At 37.4% G+C, this 13,050-nt stretch carries 10 protein-coding genes; 6 read left to right on the forward strand and 4 right to left on the reverse strand.

Annotated features, from left to right (window positions below; genetic code table 11):
* Window positions 1–12: 12 nt before the first annotated feature.
* The 5 genes from VLB74_RS11750 (at window position 13) to VLB74_RS11770 (ending at window position 8,016) form a co-directional block, all read left to right on the forward strand.
* On the forward strand, window positions 13–1,833 hold the full coding sequence (locus VLB74_RS11750) for a chloride channel protein (protein ID WP_325203647.1): 1,821 nt from the start codon (window positions 13–15) through the stop codon (window positions 1,831–1,833).
* Window positions 1,834–1,945: 112 nt separating this feature from the next.
* On the forward strand, window positions 1,946–4,777 hold the full coding sequence (gene uvrA / locus VLB74_RS11755; RefSeq protein ID WP_325203648.1) for an excinuclease ABC subunit UvrA: 2,832 nt from the start codon (window positions 1,946–1,948) through the stop codon (window positions 4,775–4,777).
* 28 nt (window positions 4,778–4,805) lie between these two features.
* The gene (locus VLB74_RS11760; RefSeq protein ID WP_325203649.1) at window positions 4,806–5,531 is read left to right on the forward strand and encodes an LOG family protein; all 726 of its coding nucleotides are present in this window, start codon (window positions 4,806–4,808) and stop codon (window positions 5,529–5,531) included.
* Window positions 5,532–5,847: 316 nt separating this feature from the next.
* Window positions 5,848–6,924 (forward strand): DUF3667 domain-containing protein, encoded by a 1,077-nt coding sequence (locus tag VLB74_RS11765; RefSeq protein ID WP_325203650.1) that lies wholly within the window; start codon window positions 5,848–5,850, stop codon window positions 6,922–6,924.
* Between the two features lie 63 nt (window positions 6,925–6,987).
* Window positions 6,988–8,016, forward strand: coding sequence for a M28 family metallopeptidase (locus VLB74_RS11770; protein WP_325203651.1), 1,029 nt, complete (start codon window positions 6,988–6,990; stop codon window positions 8,014–8,016).
* A gap of 52 nt (window positions 8,017–8,068) precedes the next feature.
* Here VLB74_RS11770 and VLB74_RS11775 read toward each other — a convergent pair whose 3' ends face one another.
* The 4 genes from VLB74_RS11775 to VLB74_RS11790 all read right to left on the reverse strand — a co-directional run bounded on the left by VLB74_RS11775 (window position 8,069) and on the right by VLB74_RS11790 (window position 11,347).
* Complete coding sequence (locus tag VLB74_RS11775; RefSeq protein WP_325203652.1) at window positions 8,069–8,398, reverse strand: YegP family protein; 330 nt, start codon at window positions 8,396–8,398, stop codon at window positions 8,069–8,071.
* A gap of 122 nt (window positions 8,399–8,520) precedes the next feature.
* On the reverse strand, window positions 8,521–9,768 hold the full coding sequence (locus VLB74_RS11780; protein WP_325203653.1) for an MFS transporter: 1,248 nt from the start codon (window positions 9,766–9,768) through the stop codon (window positions 8,521–8,523).
* Window positions 9,769–9,864: 96 nt separating this feature from the next.
* On the reverse strand, window positions 9,865–10,224 hold the full coding sequence (locus VLB74_RS11785; RefSeq protein WP_325203654.1) for a hypothetical protein: 360 nt from the start codon (window positions 10,222–10,224) through the stop codon (window positions 9,865–9,867).
* Window positions 10,225–10,408: 184 nt separating this feature from the next.
* Complete coding sequence (locus VLB74_RS11790; RefSeq protein ID WP_325203655.1) at window positions 10,409–11,347, reverse strand: SdiA-regulated domain-containing protein; 939 nt, start codon at window positions 11,345–11,347, stop codon at window positions 10,409–10,411.
* A 479-nt stretch (window positions 11,348–11,826) separates the two neighbouring features.
* Between VLB74_RS11790 and VLB74_RS11795 the strand changes: the two genes are divergently transcribed.
* Complete coding sequence (locus tag VLB74_RS11795; protein WP_325203656.1) at window positions 11,827–12,900, forward strand: AI-2E family transporter; 1,074 nt, start codon at window positions 11,827–11,829, stop codon at window positions 12,898–12,900.
* Window positions 12,901–13,050: the final 150 nt, after the last annotated feature.

Here is a 13,050-nt window from a genome sequence, read left to right on the forward strand (position 1 = left end):
AAAAAATGACCAATGACTGAAAAAGAAGTTTCTCCTTTTATTTTGCTGTTACGCAAACTATTAAAGCACCTTGAAGCTTTTCTGTTTTTACTGAAATCAGTTTTAAGCAGCCGACAGTTTTTGTATTTTTCCTGTGTGTTGGTAGGGATTTCTTCAGCTTTGGCTGTAATTGTTCTGAAAACATTTGCCCACTCGGTTTTCCGGTTTGCAAATTACATTGACGGAATTCTTCACTTACCTTATTCAAACAGTATTCTTCCCATCGCAGGTATTTTACTGACCGTTTTTGTTGTTAAAAAATTTCTGGACGGAAGCATCGAAAAAGGCACTTCACAAATCATGATTGCAGTTGCCAATAAATCGGGAATCATGCCCAAAAAGCAAATGTATGCTCAGATTATAACCAGTTCCTTAACCGTTGGTATGGGAGGTTCGGCCGGACTGGAATCACCAATTACCATTACCGGAGCGGCTTTCGGATCGAATTATGCCCAAAAATACCGCCTGAATTACAAAGATCGGACCCTTTTATTGGCCTGCGGAGTGGCGGCAGGAATTGGAGCTGCTTTCAACGCTCCTATCGCCGGAGTTCTGTTTGCCATTGAAGTGATTTTAACCGATATGAGTGTTACCGCTTTCATACCCATCATGATTTCGGCCGCAACTGGCGCTTTGGTATCAACAGTGGTTTTAAAAGAAGGCATCTTGTTGAGTTTCAAAAGTCAGCTTACCTTCGATTATCATAACATCCCCTATTACATCATTTTAGGGATTTTAGCCGGTCTGGTGTCGGTTTACCACGCCCGAAGTTTTAGGAAAGTAGAACACTTTTTCGTCAGATTCAAGTCATCCATTTATAAAAAAGCCTTATTTGGTGCTTCTGTTTTAGCCATTCTTATTTTCTTTTTCCCGACATTATTTGGCGAAGGATACGAGAGTATTAAAGCACTTTCATCTTCGGATCCGGGAATCTTACTGGAAAATACCATACTCGACGAATACAAATCAAACCAATGGATCCTGTTGTTCTTCATCGGTTCAACCTTAATGATAAAATCAATCGCAACCGGACTGACATTGGGCAGTGGCGGGAATGGAGGTAACTTTGCTCCTTCCCTTTTTGTAGGTTCTTATCTTGGTTTTTTTGTAGCCCAATTTTTCCGCCTTACCGGAATCGACCGCGATTTACCCATCAGCAATTTTTCTGTAGTAGGAATGGCCGGAGTGTTAAGCGGATTATTCCATTCGCCTTTAACCGCAATCTTTCTTATTGCTGAAATCACAGGAGGTTATGGTTTAATAGTTCCGCTTTTAATTGTTTCTTCCATCAGTTTTATCATTTCAAAAAAATTGGAAGGCCATTCCATGGACATTAAAAACCTGGCTGATACCGGAACCGTTTTTACCAGCGATAAAGACAAAAACACCCTCTCGTCTATCGATTTATCAAAACTGACGCAAACGGATTTCGCAACGATTTCCTCTTCCGCTAAACTTGAAGATGTGGTGAATTTGCTTTCTCAAACAAAACAATCCGTTTTTCCGGTAGTTAATGAGCAGGATTCTTTTGTTGGTGTGATCCATTTTGATGCAATCCGTCCCATCATTTTTAACGCTTTTCAGGTAAAATACACCTTGTTAAGCGATATTATCCAAAGACCGGAAGCAATCATTTCCTATGATGAAGTCATGGAAACGGTCATGGAAAAATTCGAGACTACTAATGCTGCGCTTTTATTTGTATTAAAAGACAACAAATGTCTGGGTTATGTTACCAAAGTCGACATTCTGGACACGTATCGTGAAAAGCTGAAATCCTTCCGAATAGAATAACTTTTGGCCGACAACAAAACTTATCGTTTTCAATACAAAACCTTTTTGGTTCCGTTCTGTAGTTTCGCTCTAAAACCGTACCTTTGCGTTTTGCACAATTATAAAATAAATTATGCTTAATACCGAGGATACTATTGAAGTTATCGGCGCCCGCGCTCATAATCTTAAAAACATTGATGTTGTCATTCCGCGTGAAAAATTGGTGGTGATTACGGGGCTTTCGGGTTCCGGGAAATCGTCATTGGCTTTTGATACCATTTATGCCGAAGGACAACGCCGTTACATTGAAACATTTTCGGCTTATGCACGCCAATTTTTGGGTGGTTTGGAGCGACCGGACGTTGACAAAATAGACGGACTTTCCCCAGTAATTGCAATTGAGCAGAAAACTACCAGCAAAAGTCCGCGTTCTACTGTTGGAACCATAACCGAAATTTACGATTTCCTTCGATTGTTGTTCGCCAGAGCCGGTGAAGCTTACAGTTACAACACGGGTGAAAAAATGGTTTCCTATTCCGATGATCAGATTAAGGAACTTATTTTTGAGAACTTCAACGGAAAACGCATCAACATATTGGCTCCGATAATCCGCTCACGTAAAGGACATTACCGTGAATTGTTTGAGCAAATTTCAAAACAAGGGTTTGTAAAAGTACGTGTGGACGGAGAAATCCGCGATTTGGAATTCGGAATGAAAGTCGACCGCTACAAAACCCACGATATCGAAACGGTTATCGACCGAATGGCAATTGATTCGACTGAAGACATGGACAAACGCCTTACGGAAAGCATCAAAACGGCCATGTACCATGGAGACGGAATTATGATGATAATTGAGCAAGAAAGTCAGGAAGTGCGTTATTTCAGTAGAAATTTAATGTGTCCGACCACAGGAATCTCCTATCCGAATCCGGAACCGAACAATTTCTCATTCAACTCTCCAAAAGGCGCATGCCCGCATTGTAATGGGTTGGGAACCGTTAATGAAATCAATCTTTACAAAATTATTCCCAATCCCAAATTATCCATTAAACAAGGTGGATTTGCTCCTTTAGGCGAACAGAAAAGCACATGGATTTTCAAACAATTGGAAATCATCGGTGAGAAATTCGGGTTCAAACTAACAGATCCTATCGAAGCCATTCCCGCTGATGCGATGGACATGATTTTAAACGGCGGAAACGAGAAATTCTCGGTGGTTTCAAAGGTCATGGGAATTACGAAAGATTATAAAATCGATTTTGAAGGCATTTCCAATTTCATCAAAAACCAGTACGATGAAAGCGGTTCGGCTTCCATAAAACGTTGGGCGAAAGAATTCATGGATGAAATCGAATGTCCGGAATGCCATGGAACCCGTCTTCGAAAAGAATCCTTATATTTTAAAATAAACGAAAAAAACATTGGCGATTTATCCTCAATGGATATTGATGAATTAAGCGGATGGTTTAAAGATCTGGATGCTAATTTATCCGAAAAACAAAAAGTTATTGCTGCTGAAGTAGTTAAGGAAATTAAAGCCAGACTTCAGTTTTTGGTGGATGTGGGGCTGAACTACCTTGCATTGCACCGAAGTTCAAAATCACTTTCGGGCGGTGAAGCACAACGTATCCGATTGGCAACCCAGATTGGCTCACAGTTAGTCGGCGTACTTTATATCCTGGACGAGCCCAGTATTGGCTTACACCAGCGCGATAATGAAAAACTGATTCATTCGCTGGAGCAATTGCGTGATATCGGAAACTCTGTTATTGTAGTGGAGCACGATAAAGACATGATTGAACGCGCTGATTATGTTATTGATATTGGTCCGAAAGCAGGACGTTTTGGAGGTGAAATCATCAGTATAGGAACACCTGCCGAATTACTCAAAGAAAACACCATTACAGCACAATTCCTGAACGGACAAATGGAAATTTCGGTTCCGAAAAAACGTCGAGAAGGCAATGGAAACCTATTGAAATTATCTGGAGCCACTGGAAATAACCTGAAAAATGTTTCGGTAGAATTTCCTTTGGGAAAACTCATTTGCGTTACCGGAGTTTCAGGAAGCGGAAAATCCACATTGATTAATGAAACCCTTTATCCGATCCTGAATACACACTTCTTTAATGCTGTTAAAAAACCGCAGCCTTATAAAACAATTGAAGGACTGGAATATATAGACAAGGTAATCGACATCGATCAAAGTCCGATCGGACGTACACCACGTTCCAATCCGGCTACCTATACCGATGTTTTTTCAGAAATCAGAAGTCTGTATACCCAAACCCCTGAAGCCATGATTCGCGGTTACAAACCAGGACGTTTCAGTTTCAATGTATCCGGCGGGCGTTGCGAAACCTGTGAAGGCTCGGGCGTTAGAACCATTGAAATGAGTTTTCTTCCTGATGTTTATGTGGAGTGCGAAACCTGTCAGGGCAAGCGTTTTAACAGGGAGACGCTGGAAATCCGCTATAAAGGAAAATCGATTTCGGATGTATTGGAAATGACTGTGGATGAAGCGGTTCCGTTCTTTGAAAACATTCCAAAAATCTATCGTAAAATCAAAACGATACAGGACGTCGGATTAGGCTATATAACCCTCGGACAACAAAGTACAACGCTTTCCGGTGGTGAAGCCCAACGAATCAAACTGGCTACCGAATTGTCTAAAAAAGATACCGGAAACACTTTTTACATTCTTGATGAACCAACCACAGGATTGCATTTTGAAGACATCCGAGTGCTGATGGATGTGATTAACAAACTGGTAGACAAAGGGAACACCGTTTTAATCATAGAACACAACATGGATGTGATTAAACTCGCCGATTTCATCATTGATATCGGCTATGAAGGTGGAAAAGGCGGTGGAGAATTGATTGCCAAAGGAACTCCGGAGGAAATCATAAAAAATAAAAGAAGTTATACCGCGCAATTCCTGAAAAAAGAGCTACATTAGTAAAACTAACTTTTACTCAACGGAGAAGATGATGAAAGACGATTTTTTAAATGATGAAGACAGAATCCAGGATAAATTTAAAAAAAAGACCTGGAACGAGATACGCGCAAACGACTCATGGGCTATTTTTAAAATCATGTCGGAGTTCGTTAACGGTTATGAATCCATGGGGCGCATTGGTCCCTGTGTAACCATATTTGGTTCGGCCAGGACACAACCGGACACGAAATATTACATTTTAGCTGAAAAGATTGCTTATAAAATCAGTCAGGCAGGTTATGGTGTCATTACCGGTGGCGGTCCCGGAATTATGGAAGCCGGAAACAAAGGAGCCCATTTGGGGAACGGAACTTCGGTAGGTTTAAACATCGATTTGCCGTTTGAACAACATCACAACCCGTATATAGACAAAGACAAGAACTTAAATTTTGATTACTTTTTTGTTCGTAAAGTAATGTTCGTAAAATATTCTCAGGGCTTTGTTGTAATGCCGGGAGGTTTTGGAACTTTAGATGAGTTTTTTGAAGCGGTTACCCTGATTCAAACCAAGAAAATAGGCAAATTCCCTATCATATTGGTTGGAAGAAGTTTTTGGTCCGGACTGTTGGAATGGATTAAAAACGTGATGATTGATGAAGAAAAAAATGCCAGTATAGAAGACCTGGATCTGATTAAAGTCGTCGATACTGAAGATGAAGTACTTGAAGTGCTTGACAGTTTCTATAAAAAATACAATCTCAGTCCGAACTTCTAAAGAACCACAAGCCTCGTTTTGGTGCTAACGTCAGAACACTAACATTCAAATAAATTTTAGCCACGAATTCACTAATTTGTACGAATTAATTAGTGAATTCGTGGTTAATTTTTTTAAAATAAGAATAGAAAATCAGTACAAATCTTTTTAATCTTCATCATCCGGATACATTTTTTTTCAGGGACGTTTCTATATAGCAGGATTTCAAATGCTTTCTTGTTTAAAATCAGACAGATAAGTTGAAATCAAAAAAATAAGAAAAGTACTTCTTTAATTTTTTTTTCTTAACTTTATTTACGGTAAACCATTTTCTGCCATGAGTAAAGGAACACTTCGCGAAGACAAAACCTGTTCGAACTGCGGTACTTACGTAGAAGATCGTTTTTGTCCTCTATGCGGACAGGAAAATACAGAGACCCGAAAGTCATTCCATTACCTTTTTACGCATACCCTTGAAGACCTTGTTCATTATGACAGCAGTTTTTGGGAAACCATAAAATACCTGTTGTTTCAACCCGGCCGATTAACGAAGGAATACCTTTCCGGGAGAAGAAAAAGATATGTGGTTCCCGTAAAGCTCTATATTTTTATAAGTTTCATTACCTTCTTCATCACCAGTTTCTTTATCAATTTTGACAATATGAACGTTAAAGATAAAGATGCCCCGGTTACCTTTAAAGAAACACCTCCAAAAGGAAGATCTTCAGAAAAAGGAATCAATATCAACTATTCCACAAAAGCCCCTGTCGATGAAAAAGTGATTTCAAACAGCGGTGATAAAGTGATTTCAAACAGTGCTGAAAAATTAATTGAAAAAAATGATGAATATGGATGGATGCCTGGCTGTTCATCAGTCCGCGAGCTTGATTCGGTTCAGAATTCCCTTCCTGAAAACAAAAGGATGACCAAACTGCAATACTGGTTCACCAAAAGACTGGTCATGATTGCCGAACACAATACGATGCAGGAAGCCTTCCAAAAAACAATGGCCCTTTTTTTCCGTAATCTTCCAAAACTGCTCTTTCTCTATATGCCCTTTTTTGCTTTCTGGCTGTGGGTAATCCACGGAAAAAAACGTTGGTTCTATTTCGACCATGGAATCTTCACACTTCATTATTTTTCATTCCTTCTTTTACTGACAAGTTTTTTCATGGTCATTCAATGGTTATTAAGCTTAAGTGACTGGGCCGTGGCAGACATAACACAGGGACTTTTGTTCATCGCTTATCTGATCTGGCCCGTAATTTATTTTTACAAAGCGCATAAGCGACTTTATGAGGAAAGTAAAATAATTTCTTTTTTAAAAAGTACTGCCTTATTTTTTATAAATTTCACAACATTTTGGGTCATCCTTGCATTATATGGCTTCTATACTTTCATCAGTATTCATTAAATAATGTATTTTTTTTGAAACAAAATATACTTTTTAGCTACTAATTTGAGAAATACAACTTCTATGAAAAAGATACTCATTCTAAGTTTTGCACTTACGCTAAGTTTTATGAGCTGTACCTCACAGCAGAAACTGGCCGAACCTACTAAAAATTCACGTGATACTTATATAAATTCTATAAGTTCCGAAAACTTAAAGAAAAACCTTTTCGTTATTGCTTCCGATGAAATGGAAGGCAGAAATACAGGAGAACCCGGACAGAAGAAAGCCGGAGAATATATTATAAATCAGTACAAAAAAATGGGTGTTCCTTATCCGAAAGGAGCTGATAGTTATTACCAAAAAGTACCTTCGGAATTCATGAAAAAAGGATTCGGACCGAAACTGAATGATTCTGAAAACATATGGGCTTTTATTGAAGGTTCTGAAAAACCGAACGAAATATTGATTATTTCGGCTCATTATGATCATGTGGGAATGAAAAATGGCGATGTTTACAATGGCGCTGATGATGACGGATCCGGTACAGTTGCTTTAATTGAAATCGCAAAAGCATTTATGGAAGCTAAAAAAGCAGGACACGGACCAAAACGTTCGATTTTGTTCCTTCATGTAACAGGAGAAGAACACGGACTTCACGGCTCGAGGTATTATTCCGAGAATCCTTTGTTTCCGATTGAAAACACTATTACAGACATCAATATTGATATGATTGGCCGTCGCGACAATTTAAACCCGAATGATAACAATTATATCTATGTAATTGGTTCTGATCGTTTAAGTTCAGATTTACACCGTATGAACGAAGAAGCAAACAAAGAAACCGTAAACCTTCGTTTAGATTACAAATACAACGACAGAAACGATCCGGAACAGATTTATTATCGTTCAGACCATTATAACTTTGCTAAAAAAGGAATTCCGGCTATTTTCTTTTTCAACGGAATTCACGATGATTATCATAAATCTACAGATACTCCGGATAAGATCGAATACGATTTGTTAGCCAAACGAGCTAAACTGGCTTTTGCCTTAGCCTGGAAACTAGCCAATAGTGAAAACAGACCAGTTGTCGACAAAGACGGAAAGTAATAAAAAAAGCTCCAATTTAAATTGGAGCTTTTTTTATTTTATGCTACTTCGTTTACAAATCTTCTTTTACATCAGCAGTCGGAGCATTTTTCATTACGGATTCGATTCCGTTTTCACGAGCGGCAACCGATTCATACATTTCACTGCTCCCAATGATTTGCCCATTCGAGGCTTTTAAATTAAAGTAGGGTTTCCCGTTTTTAGATTCCAAACGATCAAAACGACCATCATCCTGCGAGTTTTTCTTAACCGATTCGATTCCGTTTTCACAAGCTGCTTTTGTAGTATACCCCTCACTGGCTAAAATAACCTGTCCGTTTCCTGCTTTTAAAACAAACTGAAATTCACCGTTTGCTCTCTTTGTAATTAAAAATGATCCCATGAATTTAATGTTATTGATTAATAATAGATTACTACTAAAATAGTAAGATTTTTTTTTTAAAAAAAAAAGAAAAACAAAGAATTTAATTTATGCCTTTTTCACTTAAAACAAATATAGCATCCTCACCTTTCCAACATTTTAACCGGGATAAATTCTTTAGCTGTTGTCCTAACTTCCCGCATTCGAAATTTGATTATCAACGAAGAAATAACAGTTAGTCCTCCAATAAGGAAAATGGCATATTCTACTCCGAACATATCTGCAGTTATTCCTGAAATAAAAGCTCCGAATGCATATCCCAAATCCCTCCATAAACGAAAGGTTCCAATACATTCTGCCCTTTGTTTCGGACTCGTAGCCTGTGCTATGGTTGCCAAAAAGGTTGGATAAACCAAAGCCGTCCCAAAACCTAAAATTGCAGAAATAACCGCTAACTGAAAAAAGCTTTCACTGAAAGGAATGGCTAAAACCGCTACCCCCTGTAACAACATTCCCCAAAACAGCATTGCTTTTTTTGAATATACGTCGGACATTTTTCCTGTAAAAAGCTGACCTATTCCCCAGATGGTTGGATAAATGGCAGTCAGAATCCCTATATTTTCTGTGTTGTATCCCAAGGAGAGTAATACAATCGGAAACAAACCCCAAATCATTCCGTCGTTCAGGTTGCTTACCAAACCAGCCTGTGTTACGGCGCTGAGCGTTTTATTTTTGAAGGTCGTTTCCAGAAAAACATTATCCAAATGTTCTTTAGTATCTGAAACGCTTTCCTTGTGTACAAATAATCGGGTGTCCTTTACCCAAAAGAAAGTCAGCATAAAACCAACAACTGAAATAAAAATCCCAATATAAAAAGGATAAGGAGAAACACCGTATCTGTTTGCCACGTAACCGGAAAGAAAAGCAATTAAGCCCAGAGCAAAATAACCGGCAAATTCATTCAGTCCCATTGCGAAACCTCGGTCTTTTTCGCCTACAAGATCTATTTTCATTACCACAGTACTGCTCCAGGTTAAACCCTGGCTGACACCCAACAACATATTGGCGAAAATAACCCAACTCCAACTTTGGGCATAAATGAGCAGGAAAGGAATCGGAATTGCTAAAAACCATCCGAAAAGCAACAAATTTTTTCTTCCGAATCTGTTAGCTAATCTGCCGGTAAAATAGTTTGTAAAAGCTTTTGTTATTCCAAAGGCTGTAATGAAAGAAAGTAGAGCAGTTTTAGAAGCTACTCCGAACTCAATATTGGCAAATTGCGGAAAAATGGTACGTTCCATCCCAATCATCCCTCCCACAAAGGCATTGACGATGACTAAAATGGTAAACTGTTTCCAATTCTCTTTTAAACCAAGTTTTATGTGCTTCATAATTAATCTGAAGTTAAACTGCAGCCCAAATTAATTAATTATTTACTTGAGCGACCGTAACATTTGTTACCTGATTCAGTTAACGAAATGAATTTATCAAGAAGCCTTACAACATCCGTCCAGATTTTCATACGCCTGTGGGTCAGCTTTAACTTCATCGGCATCATAACCTAATTTACTTATAGCCAATTTTATTGTCTGTAAATCCGTTTTCTTCGAATTGTAATAGACTGTAAATGTCATTGCTTTATCATCAAGTTCATACATTTTCAGACCTTTTATTTTAAGCATTTCCGTTTTGAACTTCAGTCCACAGGTTTCGCATTCTTTGCAATGATCACAATATAAAACGGTTTTAATAATTGCTTTTTGACTGCTTTTTTGTTGCGCCACAGCTGCATTGGAAGTAAAAAACAAAGCTGTAAACAAAAGAAATGCCTTTAGTAATGATTTCATATTCAAATGGTTGTTGTCAATGATTATTTAATTGATATGCTGCTCTTCATTCACCACAGACAATAAGTTTATTTATTTATCACTGTGATTTCATTTGGGTTTAAAATTACTTTTTTAAATTTCAAAAACAATAATTTTGTTATTGATTCTGATAATTTAACTTATTTGCCTTCTGCCATTAAAGTTATTTGATAGGGTTGAATAGCAATAACGTCGGAACGAAACCAGCCGCTTCATTTGTAATAATCATGGTTCCATCTTTCAGGAAAGTTATTCCTTCTGCTTTTGTAAATAGGTCTTCTTTGAGTCTTTCCATACTCTCTATTTTTCCATTTTCATTAATTACAAGAAGTAGTCTGTCGGCTGCGGAAATGATATAGATATCTGAAGTAAAAGGATGTATAGCCAAACTTGAAGGCCTGAAATTGAAAGGTTTGAGTTTTCCTGAAGTCGTTTTGTTTTGCTGGACAATGTTGTATTTTTTAGCTACAGCCTCTAAATCAACCGTATTGATACTGTATACAGGATTGCTGTTCAGCTTGTTTTTATCCAAATCAAATTCATATATGAATCTTTCGGACTTGTATGCATGGTTCACGGGTTTGTTTTTGGCAGCTATCAGAAGACGATTATTTCTGCTGTCAAAGCAAAGTCCTTCATTATTTGTTGTTAGAAGTGGTAATTCCGAATGAAAAATTTCTCCTGCTCCAGTTTTGGGATCAAAATTTCTCCATTCGGTTAAACGTCCGTCGCTTCTCAAGATAAAGAGTGACTTCCCTGTAAAAGTTAACCCTTCAAAATCGCCAAGACTGTCAAATTTGTGTTTGGCAACAATGGCGTTTTTAAGAAAATTATAAATAAATACTGTTCCGATTTCATCCTGTACACAGGCTACATGAGATGAATCAATATCGGTAAGTCCGGAAACTTCTTCCAGTATGGCCGGCAACTCATACTTCTTGTCCGGCTGATTCAGATTGTACGGAATGAACAAATGAGTACTACTGCTTCCTTCAGATATAGTGTTCTGAATTTTAAAATCAGCATTTGTTTTTTTGGTTGTTTGTGATTCACAACTCGAGAACAACAAACATAAAAGAAATAACATAACGATTCTGTTCATCTGCATAACGGTTTGATAGTGTTACAAATACCTCGTGTAGACAGTTGGATTCATTTTTTAAATACAATCTTCTGATTAACAACTCTCTATCTGGTTTCTGTTTTTTGCTTTTTGTTGACTACTAACGTTCCGGGGCTTTTTTAAAGGTAGCTGATGTTATCTCTTTTTAACTACTTTCATCCTAACAAATATACAAAAGAAGTTTCAGTCTTAAATTACTTCAGATTCATCTAAATAAAAAAAACTTACTGAAAATCAATAACTTAAACTGAACACAGTAAAACTTCGGACGTCGTATCTGAAAAAATGACATCATTTTCAATCCAAAAAAGAAATAAGAAACCGCATCAAAAAAGTAAAAATGTAACTTTTCCCTTATTTCCCCCCATAGTCTTGTTATAAATCATTAAATTTATACTGATAAACCATTCAGCAAATGCCATATAAACCACTGATTTTCAACGCAAAAAAATCAGTTTATGACGATTGACAGCAAATCCATTACGCAAAAAATACTACTGTTTGTTTTAGTGGTTACTGGCTTGTATTTCGCAAAAGATTTCCTCATGCCCCTACTTATCGGTGGTCTTTTGGCAACACTCTTTTTGCCTGTCTGCAAATGGATAGAAAAGAAGAAACTGTCAAAAGGATTAGCTGTTTTTTTGTGTCTTATTCTATTACTTTTAATCATTACAGGCTTTATATCGATTTTTTCCTGGAAAATATCCGAAGTAATAACAGATATTGATTTGGTAAAACAGAAAATCTTTGAAGCCGGAGATTATGTTCAGGAAAACATTTTAAATCGCATGGGCATTACTATTGAAGATCAGATAGTTCTCCTTAAAAAAGAACAACAATCCTTGGCTAACATCATAGTACTGATTATCGGATCACTGGCCTATTTAGTAACGAACTTTGTTCTGACATTAGTCTACTTTCTGTTATTACTGTATTATCGGACTCATATTAAAAACTTTATCCTGCAATTGGCCAATCCTTCACACCAAAATGAAATTGAAAAAGTTATTTACAGTTCATCGCACATTGCACAGCAGTATTTAGTCGGACTTTCCAAAATGATTATGTGTTTATGGGTGATGTACGGAATCGGCTTCAGCCTTCTTGGCGTTAAAAATGCCATTTTCTTTGCCATACTCTGCGGTGTACTTGAAATCGTTCCCTTCATCGGAAACATAACCGGCACTACCCTTACCGTATTAGTTTCTGCATTGCATGGAGCGAGTTTTCCTTTGTTGGGTGGAATCGTACTTGTTTATGGTACAATCCAGTTCATTCAGGGATTCTTTTTAGAACCAATAATCGTTGGTCCCCAGGTACGTATAAATTCGCTTTTTACCATAATAGCACTTGTATTAGGAGAATTGCTTTGGGGAATACCAGGAGTCATTCTCGCCATTCCCATAACCGCCATACTAAAAATCATTTGTGATCATATTGAACCTTTAAAACCTTACGGCTTTTTGATTGGCGATACCGAAAAAAGTCGCATAAGCCTTATCACAACAATAAAAAACTATTTGAAAAAGTAAGTTGTAGTAAACTATTAATATTTTTATTTCCTCTGAAAATAATGCGCTCATATGACCAATATTTCCTCCTGGCAAATATTTTTTTTACAAAAAAGACTTTAAAACAATATTTTTAAGCATATATATCGCTGATAATCAATAATATAATTA

It is taken from the genome of Flavobacterium sp. (assembly GCF_035456225.1).
Taxonomy (GTDB): Bacteria; Bacteroidota; Bacteroidia; order Flavobacteriales; family Flavobacteriaceae; genus Flavobacterium.